The 17515-nt window shown below is 39.0% G+C and carries 23 protein-coding genes; 4 read left to right on the top strand and 19 right to left on the bottom strand.

Annotation, left to right across the window (positions count from 1 at the left end; all coding sequences use genetic code 11):
- Nucleotides 1-86 precede the first annotated feature (86 nt).
- Both MMB75_RS05415 and MMB75_RS05410 read right to left on the bottom strand, forming a co-directional pair.
- Entirely contained in the window at nucleotides 87-1220 is a 1134-nt protein-coding gene (locus MMB75_RS05415; RefSeq protein ID WP_016822001.1) for a fibronectin type III domain-containing protein, read from the bottom strand.
- 174 nt (nucleotides 1221-1394) lie between these two features.
- Complete coding sequence (locus MMB75_RS05410; protein WP_016822002.1) at nucleotides 1395-1823, bottom strand: NucA/NucB deoxyribonuclease domain-containing protein; 429 nt, start codon at nucleotides 1821-1823, stop codon at nucleotides 1395-1397.
- Nucleotides 1824-2057: 234 nt separating this feature from the next.
- Here MMB75_RS05410 and MMB75_RS05405 point away from each other — a divergent pair, with 234 nt between their 5' ends.
- Nucleotides 2058-2924 carry a hypothetical protein gene (locus MMB75_RS05405; RefSeq protein WP_016822004.1) on the top strand — a complete coding sequence of 289 codons (867 nt, stop codon included), beginning with the start codon at nucleotides 2058-2060 and terminating at the stop codon, nucleotides 2922-2924.
- Between the two features lie 22 nt (nucleotides 2925-2946).
- Here MMB75_RS05405 and MMB75_RS05400 read toward each other — a convergent pair whose 3' ends face one another.
- The 3 genes from MMB75_RS05400 to MMB75_RS05390 all read right to left on the bottom strand — a co-directional run bounded on the left by MMB75_RS05400 (nucleotide 2947) and on the right by MMB75_RS05390 (nucleotide 4919).
- Nucleotides 2947-3180, bottom strand: coding sequence for a hypothetical protein (locus MMB75_RS05400; protein ID WP_016822005.1), 234 nt, complete (start codon nucleotides 3178-3180; stop codon nucleotides 2947-2949).
- A gap of 93 nt (nucleotides 3181-3273) precedes the next feature.
- Nucleotides 3274-3396, bottom strand: a complete 123-nt coding sequence (locus MMB75_RS05395; RefSeq protein ID WP_016822006.1) for a hypothetical protein — start codon at nucleotides 3394-3396, stop codon at nucleotides 3274-3276.
- 107 nt (nucleotides 3397-3503) lie between these two features.
- Nucleotides 3504-4919 (bottom strand): helix-turn-helix domain-containing protein, encoded by a 1416-nt coding sequence (locus tag MMB75_RS05390; RefSeq protein ID WP_016822007.1) that lies wholly within the window; start codon nucleotides 4917-4919, stop codon nucleotides 3504-3506.
- A gap of 272 nt (nucleotides 4920-5191) precedes the next feature.
- Here MMB75_RS05390 and MMB75_RS05385 point away from each other — a divergent pair, with 272 nt between their 5' ends.
- Nucleotides 5192-5800, top strand: a complete 609-nt coding sequence (locus MMB75_RS05385) for a hypothetical protein (RefSeq protein ID WP_016822008.1) — start codon at nucleotides 5192-5194, stop codon at nucleotides 5798-5800.
- 22 nt (nucleotides 5801-5822) lie between these two features.
- Entirely contained in the window at nucleotides 5823-5987 is a 165-nt protein-coding gene (locus MMB75_RS05380) for a hypothetical protein (protein ID WP_016822009.1), read from the top strand.
- Nucleotides 5988-6124: 137 nt separating this feature from the next.
- Here the strand turns inward: MMB75_RS05380 and MMB75_RS05375 are convergent, their stop codons facing one another.
- The 11 genes from MMB75_RS05375 to MMB75_RS05325 form a co-directional block, all read right to left on the bottom strand.
- Nucleotides 6125-6574 (bottom strand): NucA/NucB deoxyribonuclease domain-containing protein, encoded by a 450-nt coding sequence (locus tag MMB75_RS05375; protein WP_016822010.1) that lies wholly within the window; start codon nucleotides 6572-6574, stop codon nucleotides 6125-6127.
- Between the two features lie 127 nt (nucleotides 6575-6701).
- Nucleotides 6702-7010: a DUF2500 family protein gene (locus MMB75_RS05370; protein WP_016822011.1), complete on the bottom strand. Its 309-nt coding sequence runs from the start codon at nucleotides 7008-7010 to the stop codon at nucleotides 6702-6704.
- A 185-nt stretch (nucleotides 7011-7195) separates the two neighbouring features.
- The gene (locus tag MMB75_RS05365; RefSeq protein WP_016822012.1) at nucleotides 7196-7963 is read right to left on the bottom strand and encodes an HNH endonuclease family protein; all 768 of its coding nucleotides are present in this window, start codon (nucleotides 7961-7963) and stop codon (nucleotides 7196-7198) included.
- 3 nt (nucleotides 7964-7966) lie between these two features.
- A complete protein-coding gene (locus MMB75_RS05360; RefSeq protein WP_016822013.1) occupies nucleotides 7967-9118 on the bottom strand; it encodes an AAA family ATPase in 1152 nt (383 codons plus the stop codon).
- A 49-nt stretch (nucleotides 9119-9167) separates the two neighbouring features.
- Nucleotides 9168-9383 carry a hypothetical protein gene (locus MMB75_RS05355; RefSeq protein ID WP_016822014.1) on the bottom strand — a complete coding sequence of 72 codons (216 nt, stop codon included), beginning with the start codon at nucleotides 9381-9383 and terminating at the stop codon, nucleotides 9168-9170.
- 281 nt (nucleotides 9384-9664) lie between these two features.
- Nucleotides 9665-10207 carry a phage holin, LLH family gene (locus tag MMB75_RS05350; RefSeq protein WP_016822016.1) on the bottom strand — a complete coding sequence of 181 codons (543 nt, stop codon included), beginning with the start codon at nucleotides 10205-10207 and terminating at the stop codon, nucleotides 9665-9667.
- A gap of 2 nt (nucleotides 10208-10209) precedes the next feature.
- Nucleotides 10210-11160 carry a GH25 family lysozyme gene (locus MMB75_RS05345; protein ID WP_016822017.1) on the bottom strand — a complete coding sequence of 317 codons (951 nt, stop codon included), beginning with the start codon at nucleotides 11158-11160 and terminating at the stop codon, nucleotides 10210-10212.
- Complete coding sequence (locus tag MMB75_RS05340) at nucleotides 11138-11638, bottom strand: phage holin family protein (protein ID WP_016822018.1); 501 nt, start codon at nucleotides 11636-11638, stop codon at nucleotides 11138-11140. Before MMB75_RS05340 ends, MMB75_RS05345 begins: the two co-directional genes overlap by 23 nt.
- Entirely contained in the window at nucleotides 11613-11834 is a 222-nt protein-coding gene (locus MMB75_RS05335) for a hypothetical protein (RefSeq protein ID WP_016822019.1), read from the bottom strand. Before MMB75_RS05335 ends, MMB75_RS05340 begins: the two co-directional genes overlap by 26 nt.
- A gap of 39 nt (nucleotides 11835-11873) precedes the next feature.
- Nucleotides 11874-12644, bottom strand: a complete 771-nt coding sequence (locus MMB75_RS05330) for a phage antirepressor KilAC domain-containing protein (protein ID WP_016822020.1) — start codon at nucleotides 12642-12644, stop codon at nucleotides 11874-11876.
- Between the two features lie 279 nt (nucleotides 12645-12923).
- On the bottom strand, nucleotides 12924-13184 hold the full coding sequence (locus MMB75_RS05325; protein WP_016822021.1) for a SunI/YnzG family protein: 261 nt from the start codon (nucleotides 13182-13184) through the stop codon (nucleotides 12924-12926).
- A 261-nt stretch (nucleotides 13185-13445) separates the two neighbouring features.
- On the opposite strand from MMB75_RS05325, the gene MMB75_RS05320 reads away from it, so the two are divergent.
- Entirely contained in the window at nucleotides 13446-13898 is a 453-nt protein-coding gene (locus tag MMB75_RS05320) for an AraC family transcriptional regulator (protein WP_016822022.1), read from the top strand.
- Between the two features lie 133 nt (nucleotides 13899-14031).
- Here the strand turns inward: MMB75_RS05320 and MMB75_RS05315 are convergent, their stop codons facing one another.
- From MMB75_RS05315 to MMB75_RS05305, 3 genes are all read right to left on the bottom strand, one after another.
- Nucleotides 14032-14637 carry a hypothetical protein gene (locus tag MMB75_RS05315; protein ID WP_016822023.1) on the bottom strand — a complete coding sequence of 202 codons (606 nt, stop codon included), beginning with the start codon at nucleotides 14635-14637 and terminating at the stop codon, nucleotides 14032-14034.
- 64 nt (nucleotides 14638-14701) lie between these two features.
- A complete protein-coding gene (locus tag MMB75_RS05310; RefSeq protein WP_016822024.1) occupies nucleotides 14702-16843 on the bottom strand; it encodes a phage tail protein in 2142 nt (713 codons plus the stop codon).
- A gap of 12 nt (nucleotides 16844-16855) precedes the next feature.
- Nucleotides 16856-17485 (bottom strand): phage distal tail protein, encoded by a 630-nt coding sequence (locus MMB75_RS05305; protein ID WP_016822025.1) that lies wholly within the window; start codon nucleotides 17483-17485, stop codon nucleotides 16856-16858.
- Nucleotides 17486-17515 lie beyond the last annotated feature (30 nt).

The raw sequence follows: 17515 nt of genomic DNA, 5'->3' as shown, positions 1-17515 counted from the left end.
AAAACGAAATATAAACCAGCTAACACAGACCTGTTAAAAATGATAAAAGCTCTGCCGACCAATTAAGGTTAGCAGAGCTTTTCAATTTATTTAGAATATTCATTTACTTCAAACGTTAGGATACGATCATACAGCATGTAGTCCTTACGGCTGCTGAACGGCCCTTTATTGTTATCATGTTTATTGATTGCATATGAAGCCGATCCAGAACCAGCCTGCTTGCTTTCATACCAAGAGATGAAATCATTGACCTCTTTCATGCTTAGGTCGAATTCCTTTTCCAAACCAGTTGTCATGGTGACTACCAGAATAGCACGGTTACCTGAAGGTGATTGAGGATTAGTAGGCTCACCAGTCGATGGTTCATCAGGATTTGTTGTACCAGGTTCGCTTGGATTAGTCGGTTCTTCTGGAGATGGATTGTCAGGAGTTGTCGGCTCAGTCGTTGAAGGCCCCGTTGGTGTAACTGAAGCTTCATTGGAAATCGATGTCTCAACACCATTGAAAATAGCAACTATTTGAAAATAATAAGTTGTTCCATTTATCAAATTAGGAATCACATAGTTACCAGCCGCGTCTTTTTCTACAGAAATTGAATCTGTATATTTATTAGGTTGTGTACCGTAATTAATTTTATAATTAGTAGCATCCTTGATTGTATTCCAACTTAATTTAGCAGATGAGTTCTGTGGTTGCCCCTTAAGATCAATTGCTTCCACCATGCCAATGGTTATCTCGTTAAATGCTAACCATGACGAACCTCCGTTAGCATCAATTTTTATACCATCATAGGTTCCAAGCTTCACCTTATCGGGTTGTGACGTTGTATATTTAGCAGTTAAAGAATGAGTTATTTGCTCACTTATTGGTGCCCACTTTCCACCTTCTAATCCATAAATGGTGTATGAAATCTCTCTCGGTGGCGTAGCAGCAGTGGTAATATGAACGAAATTCATTTCGATTGGGCTAGGAAAAATTAATTCAATATCCCCTTTGAATGTACTGGCATTCCAATACGTTCCGATGTCTCCGTCTATTGAATTTCCCGCCACATAGTTGCTATAAATACTGCTGGCTTTTGCAGTAGTTCCTTCTGGAGGTGAGAATCCAAGCATTCCTTTTACTGTTTTATTTAGTGCAGCTGCATGTGTTACAGACGGTAGTAACATAATGCTTACTAGTAAAAAAGTTAAAATCGTAGCCATAAATTTCTTCGACATGATTATTAGCCCCCTATGAATATCTTCTATATCCATAAAGATAGGTTAACACTCTCATATTGTCTAAACATAAACTTGCTGATCTATAAATATAATCTAAATATTTGCATATTTATTTTTTATTGGGTATGAAAAAGGACTCTATCAGCCAATACCCTGTAGAGTCCCTCACACTTATTTCACTATAAATTTTACCTTTGTTCCATCAGCATACTTATCTAGCTGATGACTTACCCATGATCCTGCTCCCCTGTTATCACTAGGGGTTATGTATCGAATATCAGCACCTGCGCCACCTTCAGCACACATTGCCATTGGCCACTCGTCACGGTCATATCCTTTTTTAGTCGGATAACCCTTGAGTGACTCCTTCCTGTTTTCCTCGGCTCCATCTCTGTCAATCGTGCAAACGGAGGAATGTCCGGCTGCTATTGCATCTCTAATGTGCGCCCCGGTTTCAGGGTAACGTGAACTAGGGAACTCCAACGTATACCCAGCTGCTGCTTGTTGGTTGGTTGCTGCCAGTTCTGCATAGACACCTTGAACGGAAAAAATAGCAGCTAATAAAAATACGATTAATCCTCTTGCGATCCCTTTTATCATATGACACCTCCATAGTATTTAAATCTTCTCTATACTAATTGGAGAGCCATATCGAAGTATCGCATAACTTGTCGCAAAACAAAAAAAAGACATTTCAGTTATAGTGAACTAGAGAGAGTAAAAATTAAAACCTACCATTAAACTTTATTTTGAATATTTAGACATAATTGTTTAGACATTCCTTTTTGTTATTTGTATGCTTACTAAGCAAATAAACAAAAAGGGGATTTATACATGAAAAGAAAGCTCAATTTAATTTTATGCTTCACTTTACTTATTACCATTTTCCTCCCATTGTCATCAGTGAGTGCCTACACTGGTGGTTATGCCAACGGAAAAAGTGTTGATGCAATGATTCCTGATATATATTTTATAGGGAGATCCCATGCAAGCACAACGAGTACAACGCTTATTACAGATAACAATGAAGAAACAAGTTACTTACTTCCTAAAGATAAGATGATTATGATTGATTTAGGTACAGATAGAACTATTGATTCATATAAGCTTAAAGGCGATTTAAAGCCTATGAGAATAAACTTTTATAATCGAAGTACAGGTTATGAAGATGCATTTGAAGCCAATGTAGGTGATGGAAATCTCAAAACGCTTCCTAAGGAAAAAATAGTACGTAATGTAAGATTCATCACTTTATACACTATGAGTGGTGAAGACATAAATATAAGCGAACTCGACTTTTTTAACAGTAACGACATAGTACCAGCGCCCGAACCTTCTCCAACACCAGATCCTAAACCGACACCTGAACCAACGCCGACACCAAATCCAACACCAAGTCCTGAGCCTAATCCTTCTGACCCTACGGAGCCAACTGAACCATACGAACCATCACAACCTACTGGTGACCGTGCTATTCTGACAGTAACGATGGACAATGGATTTGATAAAGAATTCGATCTAAGTAAAAAAGAACTCAATGCATTCATCGCTTGGTATGACGCTAAAGATGCTGGCAGAGGCCCATCATTCTTTGCCATTGATAAGCACAATAATAACAAAGGTCCATTCAGTACCCGTAAGGACTATGTAATATTCAATAAAATCCTTACGTTTGAAGTAAGCGAGTATTCAACTAAATAAACTACAAAGGACTCCATACTGGTTACATACCAGCGGAGTCTTTTTTCACATCTACTCTAAATTCAAACTGATTACGAAAGAAATAAGTTCCGTTAATTTTAATCGACTCCGGTGTGTATTTTTCGACCGGTCCGCCGTAGTCCACGATATCTATCAAATCCTCATCCAACGACTGAACAACGTACACTCTTGCTAGACTTAATGCAGCTGCAAATAGTTCTATATCCGACTTTAACACTTTATATGTATAGTTCATGCTGATCACCTCAGATAGTTATTCTGTTGTATGTGTGGTAATTCCTGCACTAAAGAAAGCCCTACCAACTATAAGGTTGGCAGAGCTTAAGCTTTAAAATCCTCCAATGGTAACGTTAGGCTGAATACTATGGTGGTGGTTAAAGGCTTGATCCGCCCCAGTAAAAATAAACAAAAAGCTAACCGCGATGGTCAGAAGTACAATTTTTCTCAACATTGGTCATCCACTCCTCAAACAGGGTTCAGGCCCCACCAATTGGATCATAGTATGGAGTAACCTGATGGCTATTCGACTGAACAGGTACAGTAACAATAAACAAAAAACTAGCTGCAATGATTAGCAGTACCATTTTTTTTAACATTGTCTAACCACACCTTCTCAATGAATTTTGAGTATTTTTCCTTTGTTTCGGGAATTGCATGAGTGCGGAAATGCTCAAACATTCCTACACAGTTTAAATAATAAGTCTCATTATTCAATGTATGAAAATTTTCCAAAGAATACATCAAATATTTAAAACCATCTTCGTAAGAACCTTGATGTAAATAATAGTAAGCCAGCTCATAACCCAAACGCGCATACTGCTCTGGTATAACTTGTTTCGTATACATATCCGTTGATGGCTGTTGCACAAAAGAAGCAATAACCGTTTCAAACCGTTTAATTATATCATTAACGTCTAACTTATATTGGTTAGCTGCAAACATTACGTTCAAAAGCTTTACAATCATTTCCTTATCGACTTTATCACTTGATGCAATAATATATTGAACATAATCGTTTAGCACGCTTATATCTCCAGATAAAAGCTTATATACGTACGTGTTACCTTCTGCCCAGTTTTGGAACAAACCTATCCAGTGTTGGGTGTACTCGTCCTTCTCCAAAACCCAATCTAAACTAGCGTAGGCGTATGTATACTGGAGAGCTTGGTGGTAATCGCCTTTAGCTTCGCAAGAACCTGAACACAACAAATCAGCATAAGCAATGTACACAAACAGTGGACGACTTAGTTTCTTGGAAGACTCATCACACATTCGACTCTGGTGTTGATGTTTCATCGAATATTGGATTTCCGCCTTAGCTCTCATTTTTCGAGCTACTTCCTCAACCTTGTCCCATTTACGCAATGACCTGTACACGTTAGCTAAATCCTTCAGCGCGTCAAGCTGTTCCATTTCATCCAGACGTTCCACAAAGGGTTCAAGTAGCGTTGCTGCCTCGAGATTACGGCTTTGATCCTCTCCAACTTGAATTGTGAATATACGATATTGGCAGATTGCCAAACGTTCAGAATGTTGATATCTCTCTGTTTCAGCCACCCCCTCATAGAGCACCAATGCTGCCGCATTTTTTCCCTGCGCCAACAATCCTTCTGCAATTTCAAATAGCTTGGGTGAATACAGTAGATTGTCCATGATGGCTCCCACCACTCGACGGATTGCATCCAACCTGTCTAACTCCGCACAGCGAAACAAAAACGGCTCGATTCGCCTCATATTTGGAGGATGATCGATGATGTAGTTTTCTATAAACAGATCGTAAAACTCCCCTTCTGGTAAACCCATAGCCTCAGTGATTAAGTCAAGTTGGTTAACAGACATAGACTTATTCCCTGACACAATAGCACTTATTATTCCCCTATTCATGCCTGCAAGTTGTCCAAATTGCGCTAAGCTCAAACCCTTTTGTTCTAAATATCTGTCTAATTCTGCTCTAATCGTAGGTGTATGCTTCATATCATATCCACCTTCCACACAGAAATTCCAAAACTTTTTATTATTGCATTCTATTGTTGTCCATAATTTAACAGTTGTCAATAAGTTTTGAAATTTTTGTCATTCGATATTTGACTAAATTATATTTTTTGAATATTGTCGACTACTGTAAGACAAATAGTTCTATAGTGTCATTTTCCATTTAATTATTTAAAACACACAAATTATTCCTTATTTTGTGGTACACTGGATTGGTAGTTCAAAATAATACTATTTCGAGAGGACGGTTTTGGATGAAGTTAAAGAACACAGCAATCATTCTTTCAGGTGTATTGGCTCTTACAGCAGTTGCTCCAATTGCAGCATCTGCTGAATCATCCACAGAACAAATCACACAAAATTCAAGTTCAAGTGTAACTCAAAAGAGTGCAGTTGAGGCAGTAAAACCCTATGTACAAGTTAAGGATGGGGTATTATCCCTAAAAGACGTTCCTGAAAGTATTTATAACCAGTATAATTTATCGGATTTGCAAAAGCATTTTGATGAATTAAATGAGTTATCAAAATCAGGTAAAATTACTGTTAATAGCGATTTAAGCATAAAGGACAATACCATCTCGCTTAATGCAGAATACGGATCCTGGACCTACCATTGGTGGGGATATGATCGGAAATTCACTGACTCTCAAACTAAACAAGCGATAGATTACTATAATAGTGTGGCAGGTGGCGGCGCACTCGTTTCAGGGGCAACTGCTTGGTATCCTCCTGTTTCAGGTATTTCAGGATCAGTCGCAGGATACTTTGCATTGTTTGCAGCACGTATGAGCGCTAATAACAATGGTAACGGAGTTTATGTTTCTGTTTCATGGGCGGCAGTGTTTGATGTTGAACCTTTGTAATACGACACAGTAAGGAGACTCTATGACCAGTATTTTAGCTGTTTTAGTGATTATTTGGGGAATAAGTTATATGGCTGTCTACTACATTAAGAAGAAAAAAAATACACACGGACAACCTGGTTATAAAATATTCTTTATGGTTATTCTTGTTATTTTAGCAATCGCTTTGGTTAGTTCATATTTATAATCAAACAATTTTATGATTTTTATAGCCTTCCTTTAATGGAGGGCTTTTATATTACATACCAAATCTTTTGGTGTAAATCCCATATTAGTAATGACAAAAAGACTCCCCGCCGACCGATTAAGGTTAGCGGAGAGTTTCTATTTCACGATAAATTCAACTTTTGTCCCATCTGCGTAGTCATCCAGCTTGTGACCTACCCACGATCCAGCTCCACGATTATCCTTTGGACTTATGTACTTAATGTCTGCACCGTCTCCACCTTCGGAGCACATCGCCATAGGCCACTCGTCACGGTCTTTGCCTTTTTTAGTGGGTACACCTTTCAGAGATAGTTCACGGTTATGGTCTGCCCCTTCACGGTCAATGGTGCATACTGATGACTTTCCGGCTGCAATGGCCTCCTTGATGTGTTGTGCTGTTTCGGTGTAACGGTCTGACGGGAATTCCAGCTTGACCGTATCGGCAGATACCTGTGTTACAGCTACGGGTACCGATTCGTGTTTTGTTGTCTTCGTCTTAGCTGTCTCTTGTACACTGCATCCAGCTAATAGGATTGTTATTAACACGGTAAAAATCCATTTAAACATATGTATTCCCCCCCTATAAAACAGAAAAACACCCCACCGGCTTGAGCCAGCGGAGTGCTACCGATGCTTTCGGATTTATATAGAAAGTATATACCGCTTGGTTGATTCTGTAAATATCCTGATGACCTTACGCTACTACGCGTTCTACCCAGTCCCAAGTACCTTGGCTTGTTACTTTGATTTTATCCCCTACGACAAAAAGGCCGTATTTATCGTCCCTAACTATAATTTCTTTGCGCTCATTATTTTCGAACTCGCAGGTTATATAGAATGTTTTTGAAGACGATCCTTCGGTCCAATTAACTCGTTTATCAACCACTTCACCTATCCGTTCTATTTTCGGTTGTTTACGATTTTTTCTGGCTGTAATATCTGCACCTATGACCACTGAAAGAATAAGTCCCACTACCAAAGCTGAAAGAATCCAAAAGACCATCTATAATCCTCCTAAATATTCATTCGTTGGTAATTATGATATCGGCTTTTCAACTGTTTATTTTGATAGCCAATGAAAATCAATAAAAAAATACCCCACCAGCTATGCCAGCAGGGTATCACCGATGCTTTCGGATTGCACAACGGTGCTTCCGTATGTGTTGTTAACAGTATTGACAAAATTATTCAAACACTACATTGCTTTAATACATCATCACTAATTAAGCAGTGTTCTAAACATTTTTTTTCTAGTTCTTCTAAATCACTATCCCAGATTCCCTTATAGATCATATGTTTCTTGATATCGTAGTAATTTTCATCACTAAACAGGGCATAAGAGCATGTAGCACTATACTCTGATTCTGATTGGCAAGAATTTAATAGGTTATGCACCTTACATATCAATTCATTCTGATCTTCAATTGCCTGAGTTCCATTTGTCTTCTCAATCCATTTCACCAGTATATCCAAGGTTTCGGACACTTGATTACCTATTTTGAATCTAGGCAACATAAGACGTTCAGAATCATTTAACTGTAAAATCCGAACAGTTCTCTTTCCAATTTCGTCCTTGCTAAAAAAACGATAATTTTTGATAAATAAGTGCTGGCTTGGTTCATCGATTGTAGGATTTATGATTGGTTCGTGTTTCGTATCGTGATCTCTCTTTAAACCGTTACATCGTTTACATATTGGTAGAAGATTGAGCCAATCTACAACTTCATATGGGTATAAGGACTTGGGATGAAAATGTTCTACCTCAATATATTTACTTTCTTCGCCCAGTTTGCATTCACAAAAAATACACTTATCATGGCTCATTGCTAATAATGCTTTTTTAATATAATCTTGATTCCAAACATTTCTTTTAGTTTTCAAATATTCTTCGGTTAGTTCTTTTACTTTTTCATTAGTCATTTGATGTGGAGGAAAAGTTCTTGTAATTTTTATCATAATTCACCCTAAGGAACCCAATTGGAGTTCATATACCTTCCTCATTGGACTTCGTGGATGTAGCATTTTATTTAAAACATCGAATAACTCCCTTGCTTGTTCAATATCTTCATTATCTAGAGCATGTTCAAATTTATTTTTAATTTCCAAATATTTATTTGACCTTGTTTCCTTCAAACCCATAACATCTTCCAATATTTCTTCGACTGTCCAGCCTTTAAATCCATACTCAGATTTAAATAGATCCAGTTTAAATACCTCACCTTCTTCATCAATGCCAAGAGCAATAAGTTCTTCAGTATTTGCCTCCTGAATCATATGTGGACTATGAGTAGTAATAATAATTTGTGCATTTGTGAACGTATTTCTAAGTGCATCAACAAATGGTCCTTGCCAGTAAGGATGCAAATGGGCATCTGCTTCATCGATTAGAATGATACCATCGAAATCCGAAACTCTAACTTTGGGCGTCATATTGAATTCGATTTCTTTAATTAGACCCAATAAAATAAATAAGGTTGACTTAAAGCCAGAGGATAAATATTCAAAATAAACTTTACCTCTCGGTGTGTTTACTATGGTGTCTAGTGTTGAATGATCTATATGAGAGTATGTAACATTTTGATCAAGTAATGAAAAACATTTCTTAGCAGAAGATAAGTTAAATAATTCCGCTTCAGAAAGATGTCCTTGTGGCTCGAACAAAATTCTGTTACTTAACCAAGTCTTTATCGTCTCTCCCCGCATCCCATTTATGAAATTACGTTGGTAAATTCTTGAATCTCTTTCCTCATCTGAACGTATTCCATCCACTTTTTGATATTCGAGTTGTCTTTGGTCTTTTATATAGATCACTTTCAAAGCCTCTTCAAAAATTAAACTATAGACTATTTGCGACTCATTAGGCATAAATGACTCAGTATTGAAAACATTTTCTTCCCCATCAATTTTCACTTTCCATACACCTTTATCAACCCTAGAATTACGTTTCAATTTTCCAGAATTCCCAAAACTAAATGCATGGACAATACATTCCAAAATAGTACTCTTTCCTACCCCATTCATTCCACAAATAATATTTAATCTATCATTAAAAGAGACATCAAGTTCTTTTATACCACCTATATTTTTAATAGATACTGAATCAACCTTCATAATAGTTCCTCCCTTGTTTAAAAGGATTATACCACAAAATCCCACTCTGCTATCCCAAAACATAAGTTTCAAGCAGTTCATTCTTAGACATAATCTTACAGCGATTTATCCATCCTTCATCAGTATCTTTTTCCATTGGACCAATAAGTATTGTATCTCCGTTTGAACTAACTGCATACAAAATTTTTCTCTTTCCAGTTCTTTTATGCACCACAATGACATTTGGAACTGAGTAGGATACAATTAATTTTTCTAATTCATTCAAATTCATCGCCTCCATTAATAAAGTGTATTTTTTGGAGCATAAAAAATGACAAGCCCAAATACGAGTGGACTTGCCATTCTATAATTATAATTGGGATAAGCATATTTATTGTGGGTTTTCGGGATGATTTTAGAACGGACTCGGGATAGTTTAAGAAATCCCCTAACAATTCTAGTACCATTTAAACTTTAATCCCTTGGCCTATACCTAGCTTCAAAAACAGCATGCGTACCTTGCTAACAGCGCGGGCAGCCATCTATATCTCATATATAGCATCTCTATTAAGTGAGTACAGGCGTTTGAGCCACTATGTTTGGAACTTTTACTGGTTCAGTTGCCCCACTTGCCACGGTATCTCCTTCAGTAGCTTGAGAAAGAATAGCCGTAACTTGTGCAGCTAAAGAAGAGACAGCTTCCTTAGCTGCGGCCTGTGTCGCCTCTTCACTTGGCTGAGCTTCGGTAGTCAGCACTGTCTTTGTCTTAGCCTTATACTCCAGATATGCCTTCTCAATTGCAGACCTTAACTCTACTTGGGAAACTGTAATGCCCTGACTGGTAAGAGTAAGTGAAGCATACTGCAAAGCCTCCTGAAGCTTACGCTCTCCCCCTGCCTGCTTAAAAGCTGTCTGAGCAAAAGCAAATCCTTCCCCAGCGATCTTATGAATTACTTCCCTCTGTGCTGCCGTTGTACGCGCTTCTAGCCACACGTTAACTTTAGTCTTGAGTTTGTTCAGACCTCCTAAAACAAACGCTGTAAGCACACCCGCAGCGGCTGTGACAATGGTATTTACATAAGGCTGTACAGTTTCGATAATGGTTTGCATGATTATTTATCCCCTTTCGTTTTCAACGATGCGATTTTATTTTTTGAATCCCAGGACACTACAGCGCCGTATGCCTCCGCAACGGGTCTTAGCTGCACATATGCCACTCCTTCGACCAGTTGGATAAATTGCAGCTTGGCTCCATTTAAAAAAGCGACCTTGAGACTGGTGTCCCAATGACACGATAAGCCCAACACAGTAGCAAGCACACGCAGCGGAACATACGTCCTGCCACTAAAGAGCAACGTCTTCCCTACCTGTTTGCCATTTGCGATGAACGTACCGGACGTGACTGTCTCCGGCTGCTCAGGGCGCTTTGTGAAACGTTCACGCAGCTCGTCCGCCGTACCATCATACTCATTCATATCCACGTTCCCTTTTATCCCTGCTACCTTGCCGCTATCGCTATATTGCCAAATATCCCAACGTTTCCACGTCACTGTATCGCTTGGGACGCGAGTATCACTATACCGGGCTATCCATAGTGGGTAACCGCCCAATGAGGCGTTAAAATTAGCTGCGAATGCATTGCCTGTATAGATAATGGGCTTGCGTCCTGTAAGTCTCTCCAGCTCAAGCAGGAAGGCCAAAGCTACAGCACTAATAAGTGTTTTGGACAAGTTGCCGGGATTGTTTTCATAGTCCATCACCGGAGGAAGGTCCAACGCTTTAGCGCCTCCAACCTGGTCCAACACATCAGCAAAATGCTTTGCTTCTACTTTTGCTGCGTCAACGTTGGTTGCATCTAGGAAATGGTATGCTCCCAGCAATACACCTGCTTCCTTGGCCCTTTTGGCATTTGTAATGAATGTCGGATCAACATAACGTTGCCCCTGGCTGGCCTTGATGAAGGCAAATGAAACACCATCTGCCTTAACCGCCTTCCAATCAATCTTACCTTGATATCTGGATACGTCGATCCCTCTTGCATTACGGCTGTTTCGTCGTTGCATCTTCTTTCTCTCCTTCCTTACCACTCTTACTTTTCAAAACTTCTACGGCCTGTCGGATCACTGGCGGGATAGGTGCGCCGAGTCTGCCGCCATTCTCCAAAATGGACAAAAGCTCATTTGCCATATAAAAATAGGCGACCGCATCCCGGAATAGGTGCGAATCGCCTAAGACTCCATCAATTAGATGGGATACTGCTACCATCGTAAAAATAAATACCTTTCGAGCGATACCAATAAGACCGATCTTACTTTTTAAACCAGGTCCGGTACCCTTCTTACCTTCTGCGCCAGCCGCAAATAATCCGGTCACATAATCAATAACGACTAGAGCAAGTAACACCCCCAATACTCCCGACCACCCACCGTAAAAATACGTCACAGCGCTACTTCCTAAAGCAGTGCTGAACTTAAAAACCTCCCACTTATCCACCTTGCTTCCCCCGTCTCTTCGTTCAGGAAACTTTTCCTGAGCTATCATCGTCTGTTTTCTGTTCATTTTCTTCCTGGGCCTGCATCTCTGCTAATGCATTTCCTACTGCCATATCCAAACCTATAAGTATTTCTTTCCGTCGTGCTGGCTGTGAAGCAATTACAGCAGAAATGACCTCAGTCAAATCCTCAACAGGTCTGGTTAGATCCAGTTGTATATCCAATGTGGATTTTATCTTTGCCATGGGTTTTATCACCTCCCTCAGACACAAAAAAAGACACCTTTAGTTTGCAGATGCCTGTAATTGTTCCTTATTATAAATTCTCACAAGCCATTCACGGCCTAATTGAGTAAATCTACGGTGATAGATCACTTTTCCGTTATCAAGAACTTCTTGTTTGATTTCAACATATCCGCAATCCGCATATCGGCTATAAAGCAGCCAAGTGTCATTTTGTCTGAATTGAATCTTACGACTCCCTAAATCATTATTCAGAGCAATTGCCGACTTGAATCCAAGTTCCTTTGCAATCTCCGTAGCAGTATAGGTCTTGTTAACGTGCATCAGAATTGCATTTGTTCTTTCAGCCTCTACTCTGGCAGCGCGCTCCTCTTTGAGTTTAGTCAAGAGTTCAATTCCGAAGTCAGGATTGTTTAGTATTTTATCCATTACGTCATCCGTTGCATAAACACCATGTTTTTGGATCGAAGGAAGGATATCTTCATATAACCAATCTTGGAACGTCTCAGCCTTGGATTGACCAGATTGTCCAAGTACACGATTCAAAGCAAAACTTGTAATAAAAGCCTCTCCTGCATTATTCATTTTTCGGACATTCCGATTCAGAATGTCCGAATTCTTCACTCGATATATATGAGATTCTTTACAGAATTTCAATACATTATTAGTCGCTTTTTCTCCTCGGTACTCTAGGATTGTAGCAACGTCTTTTGCACTTATTAAAAAATCACCTTTGAATTCAATTCCTACATCCTCCCTTGTCAGTATTGTCACTTCATGCTGATTTTCAAAAACAGCTAAACCATTATTCATGCTTTATCACTCCTATAATTTATTTGAGACGCAAAATAAGCCCCTGAGTTATCAGAGGCTTTCATACTTATATCTTAAATTGGTTCTGCTGCTATAACGCTGCGGATTTTAGAAGGAATTATTGATCGGTAAATATAAAGTTGTAGACAGACAATGCGATTAGTTAATGGGCAGGATAGTTGAGTAATGAGTTAGTTAAATGATTTGAGTATACGAATGGTACAACTGTAAATGTGACCTTACTTTGGTAACCAACATTAAAAGGCTCTTGAAAGCCTTTTAATGTACAAAGGATTTTATTCTTTTCATAATATTATCACCATTAGTAGTAAACAAAATGTAAGTTTGAGAACTGGTTTTTATAACAACACGATCGGTGGTTCCGTAAGGAGTGCCTATTCTTATGGCGTTTCTTACCTCTCCCCCGTAAGTATTATCATTAGAAACGTCTTTAATATCAGATAGCGGAATTACCGTTTTAGATAACTGCCAAGTTATTACTAATTTTTCTTCTATTTCTTTTACATCAATTCCTAACATCGTTCAACCTCCCGATTTGAGATGATGTGCAAGTATGATTATATAATATATGGTTAATCCGTACAATATTACAAGTTAGTATTTACAGAACTAACGGGACACGATTATTAAATATCACACTCGTTGAGCAGGCACATAAGTCTGCTCTTTGAGGTAGTAGACGCTAATTTGATTATTTTTAAAATTGAGTTGTTTATCATTTTAAAGCATTATAAGATGATTTCAGACATCGATGTACTTTAAAAAGAAAGAGAAGAGAATATGAAGGCTGAAATTGAAAAAATACCGTCTTGTAAAATTTCATACATGAGACAGATTGGTCCTTATGGAATTGCCAATTCACAACTAATGGAGAAATTTAAATATTGGGTTAAATCGAATAATTTATTTAATAATACATCTATTATCCTTGGTATTGCCCAAGATAATCCTGCATTTGTGAAGCCGGAAAATTGTCGCTACGATGCATGTTTGGTTCTTCCTGATGGTTACTGTGTTAATACTGATGAAGTAAACTTGAGCAACATTAGTGGAGGAAGATACGCTGTTTTTAAAATAAATCATACAGCAGAAGCTATTCAGAAGGCTTGGACTGAAATATTCCTGGAGTTGGAAAATCAAAGGTTTAGCTTAGATGAAACCCGACCTATCTTGGAACGATATACAGTTGAACTTATTAATAATCATTATTGCGAAATTTGCGTTCCGATTTAATAAACGTATTAAGGCATAGGAGTGTTTCTATTATTAAAGGCAGTCTAATATCATTCTCTTATATAAGAGTAAAAGCCCTCTGTTTAAGAGGGCTTTTGTGTATACAGTATATAATTTGTTTGTTGCAGGATAACTACGGATATAATTTAAGGGAAGCTATAGCTTTATTTATTTCTTCTAGTTCAGTCTTATATTTAGCTATAGCGCTCTCAGTACTGTCTAATTCCTTCTTTGTTTTAGCCACATTCGATTCTCTAATGGCTAATGTTGAAGAACTTACTGATGTTTTCGACAATTTATCAGCAATCTCTAGTTCATGATTTAGTTTATCTTTACTGCTTTCAGATTCTGAAATGTATTTTTCTAAATCAGATTTCCTTTGTTCCAATTTCACTTTGCTCCAACCCGCATACTGTTCTTCTTTTTTTATCAACCCATCAGTTTCTGACAAGGAAGTTGCTTTTGTATCAGCAGAAGAATCTGTACTTATTTGAATTGTTTTTCCGTCCAATTTTAGATTCGCCCCTAATGAGTCGGTTACAGCTCGTAAAGGTACATGTGCTTTTCCGTCTACCACAATGGCACTTTCGGAAAGAGAATTTCCATTTACCTTGACTGAATATTCCCCCGCTACCTTTTCACCGACTAAAGATTTGATTTGATCTGCAAATGCACTACCAGCCGTAGCAACAACTGCTCCGATCAACACACCACTAAGTAAATAAGACCATTTTTTCATTATCCGTGCCTCCTACATAGTATATATGTCCTAATATTACCATCGGTAGGAGGTGCAGTAAACATTATGTTGTCGAACTAGTACCAGCAGGAATTTTAACAGTCGCAACTGTCCTTGTTCGACTAAACAGCTTCAAATTTCTTGATGATGGATCAAATGTAGCGTTCACGATCACATCATCGTACATATCACCTCTCAATGAAGCAGTATCGTTCCTCAATTCTCTAATTGTATCCCCAAGATTTTCAATATTTTCAACTCCAAGCTTAAGCCCGCTAACAGTAGCGTCAGTAAAATTAATCTCATTCTGAAAATAAACCATATCATCAGTAGACTTAATATATACCCCACCCATATTGCCTACATGAAATCCGTTCGAGTCTCCAAAAATACTTCCTCTTGGACTTCCATTATCCATAAACAGCAGCCCGCCACCATCATTATACTGTCCCAAAGAAATAGACTCCCCACCCCTTGAGTTATAAGCAGTCAAGCCATTGGAGTTTATCTCTATTCGTCTGCCTTCCTTGGCTGTACGAAACAAAGCCCCTGTAATAATACCGCCTTCTATTTCATTGCCGATCAGTTTACTACCACGTATTGTACTTGCATTAACTGTACTTGCCCTAATATCTGAAGCATTCATTTCTGAGTTATCAATTTGGCCCGTAAGCTTGATTGACCTGGCAACAACATTCCCCTGCATGTCTACCCGGAATGGCGCAATGGTATAGTCGTCATTCCCTGCACTAATTCCGTCGGTATTGATTTTAGTTACGTTATTGCCACTACCAATAACCAAGGATACAAAGTTTCCGAGCTGCCCGACAATCTGTTCAGCAACAACGCCACGTGCTGTAATTGCTGTTCTTGCTGTTTTACCTCCGTCCGTTGTTAAAACAACCCCGTTTGAAGTCATAATAACTTGGTTCTGAGCATTGGCCTTGTCCTGTAGGATTATGCCACGTTGATCGTACTTGATTTCCGTTTTGGAATTATCAATGTCGATCACGGCTTGCTTGGCAAAAGACTCAAATACTTCCGTTCGGATCTTCCCGTTACTGAACAGATTATTGATAATATTCTTGTTCCGCTCCAGGTCAGAAATGATATCTGCATAGTCCCGTAAATTGACATTTGATATGGTAGGCTCACTGTGTTTGTCACGGCTATATGGATACTCTGTAAGCTCTGTTATTCGGGCTTTGAGTTGGTTCATATCCATAGCCGGATCAATACACATTACCGTGTCACCTAAATGCGGTTCTGGTTCTGTATTGTCAATTTTAAATAGGTCAGCCGTTGATACGGTAACTTCTATTGTTACGTTCTCTTGCTCCCTGAGAGCCTTTCGAGTAGCCTTAAGCAAATCTTCAGGTTCTTCAATATCCTGCTCTATGATTTCACCATCATAAAATGGTACAGAAGCACTGGACCAATATTGAGCATAAGGAGAAATTAAGTAGTTAACTGCCAGCTTCCCGTTTACGATCGTTCCCGGCACACCGGAAAGTAAACTCTGCTCCTCGTCCGTCAGTTTAGATGCATCCATTCCAATAAAGGTTCGTCCATCCTTCATTTGCGAAAACATGCGGGTTACAAGGGATTCCCCTTTATCTTTGAAGGAGCTAGAAACGATATTCTTTTTGAGTCTGTATTGTAGCCCATTATCAGCCCCGATCTTTTTTCTCAAATTGATCACAAAATTATCTGGCTCCACTTCACATTCATACATTTGAACGATCTTGTTGAGAGCTTCCAAGCAGGTCCCACGCCCGAAGTCTTTGACATCATGCAAATCAAATGTGTCGTGAATAACGAACTTAAATCGCCCGCCTGTAGCAACTGTAATCAGGTCTGTGAGTTGATTGATATGAATACCGTAGGCTTCTGCAATGTATGAAGCATATGGAAACTTGTAATCATTAAGTTTGAACATGATGTGATTACAGTAGATATTTGCAGTCAGCTTTTTTCCCTCTCGTGATCGGCTACGAGACTGAATAACATAAAATTGGCCACGCTCATCCAGAACGTGGCCCTTGATTGCTATCTTCTCCCTATAGTCTTCGCTGGTCATTGGGACCATAAAGGTTAATTCGTAGTCACTGTTAATCCTGCGCCGCCGTTGAATGTCATAAGAGTCCACCAGCGTCCCAACGCGCCTCATGTTTTTATCAAACACTTGCATAGTTGGAGTAGGCATAGTCCACCTCTCTTAATATAAGAATTTATCTCGGTGTGTAATACGGAACAAAACTGTCCGGCCTGTCTCTGGATCTGTCCAGGTAAGATTGTTATTGCCGAGATTTAAGTCAAAGAAATCACCATTATACAAGTGAGAAACGTTCTGCCCATTGCGAGTGATCTTGAACTTACCTGAGTCAATCACAATAACTTCTCCCGGCCTGAACACATCTGTAAACTCAATGTAGTCGGTATGGAATTTTGACAGCTCCGCTGATATCCTTCCTTCCCCAGACATGGGTACTGCTTGCATCAGAATTTCTCGAACGTATTCTGCGTTAGTTATGCGTCCCTCGCCAGACATAGGAACGGCTTCCAAGGCATACTCACGGACAAAATCAGCCTGCGCCTGACCTTCACCGGACAACTCCGCAGCGGCAGTCATATCCAAAACAAATTCCAAAATGTATTCCGTTACGGTACCAGGTTCGTCCACATTAAAAGCCATAAGATTGAACGCATTATCGCTTTCGGTTCCAGCTGTCTCCACCTTCCGTGAGTACATTTGCCCGGAACCAGAAAGAGATGCAGAAAGGTCAATAATATTCCCTTCTACATCTCCTGTATTAAAACCAAGGCTATTAAATCCACCATTAAACATAGCTTCCTCCTATCAGGCAAGGAAAATTTT

It is taken from the genome of Paenibacillus sp. P2(2022), assembly GCF_029522175.1.
Taxonomy (GTDB): Bacteria; Bacillota; Bacilli; order Paenibacillales; family Paenibacillaceae; genus Paenibacillus; species Paenibacillus polymyxa.
The sequence above is the reverse complement of the archived record's forward strand: the minus strand, read 5'-3'. Positions and strand labels throughout refer to the sequence as shown.

Excerpts from the sequence above, each read along its gene's own strand:
- MMB75_RS05415 (WP_016822001.1), bottom strand. The coding sequence starts at position 1,220 with ATGTCGAAGAAATTTATGGCTACGATTTTAACTTTTTTACTAGTAAGC.
- MMB75_RS05410 (WP_016822002.1), bottom strand. The coding sequence starts at position 1,823 with ATGATAAAAGGGATCGCAAGAGGATTAATCGTATTTTTATTAGCTGCT.
- MMB75_RS05405 (WP_016822004.1), top strand. The coding sequence starts at position 2,058 with ATGAAAAGAAAGCTCAATTTAATTTTATGCTTCACTTTACTTATTACC.
- MMB75_RS05400 (WP_016822005.1), bottom strand. The coding sequence starts at position 3,180 with ATGAACTATACATATAAAGTGTTAAAGTCGGATATAGAACTATTTGCA.
- MMB75_RS05395 (WP_016822006.1), bottom strand. The coding sequence starts at position 3,396 with ATGTTGAGAAAAATTGTACTTCTGACCATCGCGGTTAGCTTTTTGTTT.
- MMB75_RS05390 (WP_016822007.1), bottom strand. The coding sequence starts at position 4,919 with ATGAAGCATACACCTACGATTAGAGCAGAATTAGACAGATATTTAGAA.
- MMB75_RS05385 (WP_016822008.1), top strand. The coding sequence starts at position 5,192 with ATGAAGTTAAAGAACACAGCAATCATTCTTTCAGGTGTATTGGCTCTT.
- MMB75_RS05380 (WP_016822009.1), top strand. The coding sequence starts at position 5,823 with ATGACCAGTATTTTAGCTGTTTTAGTGATTATTTGGGGAATAAGTTAT.
- MMB75_RS05375 (WP_016822010.1), bottom strand. The coding sequence starts at position 6,574 with ATGTTTAAATGGATTTTTACCGTGTTAATAACAATCCTATTAGCTGGA.
- MMB75_RS05370 (WP_016822011.1), bottom strand. The coding sequence starts at position 7,010 with ATGGTCTTTTGGATTCTTTCAGCTTTGGTAGTGGGACTTATTCTTTCA.
- MMB75_RS05365 (WP_016822012.1), bottom strand. The coding sequence starts at position 7,963 with ATGATAAAAATTACAAGAACTTTTCCTCCACATCAAATGACTAATGAA.
- MMB75_RS05360 (WP_016822013.1), bottom strand. The coding sequence starts at position 9,118 with ATGAAGGTTGATTCAGTATCTATTAAAAATATAGGTGGTATAAAAGAA.
- MMB75_RS05350 (WP_016822016.1), bottom strand. The coding sequence starts at position 10,207 with ATGCAAACCATTATCGAAACTGTACAGCCTTATGTAAATACCATTGTC.
- MMB75_RS05345 (WP_016822017.1), bottom strand. The coding sequence starts at position 11,160 with ATGCAACGACGAAACAGCCGTAATGCAAGAGGGATCGACGTATCCAGA.
- MMB75_RS05340 (WP_016822018.1), bottom strand. The coding sequence starts at position 11,638 with ATGATAGCTCAGGAAAAGTTTCCTGAACGAAGAGACGGGGGAAGCAAG.
- MMB75_RS05335 (WP_016822019.1), bottom strand. The coding sequence starts at position 11,834 with ATGGCAAAGATAAAATCCACATTGGATATACAACTGGATCTAACCAGA.
- MMB75_RS05330 (WP_016822020.1), bottom strand. The coding sequence starts at position 12,644 with ATGAATAATGGTTTAGCTGTTTTTGAAAATCAGCATGAAGTGACAATA.
- MMB75_RS05325 (WP_016822021.1), bottom strand. The coding sequence starts at position 13,184 with ATGTTAGGAATTGATGTAAAAGAAATAGAAGAAAAATTAGTAATAACT.
- MMB75_RS05320 (WP_016822022.1), top strand. The coding sequence starts at position 13,446 with ATGAAGGCTGAAATTGAAAAAATACCGTCTTGTAAAATTTCATACATG.
- MMB75_RS05315 (WP_016822023.1), bottom strand. The coding sequence starts at position 14,637 with ATGAAAAAATGGTCTTATTTACTTAGTGGTGTGTTGATCGGAGCAGTT.
- MMB75_RS05310 (WP_016822024.1), bottom strand. The coding sequence starts at position 16,843 with ATGCCTACTCCAACTATGCAAGTGTTTGATAAAAACATGAGGCGCGTT.
- MMB75_RS05305 (WP_016822025.1), bottom strand. The coding sequence starts at position 17,485 with ATGTTTAATGGTGGATTTAATAGCCTTGGTTTTAATACAGGAGATGTA.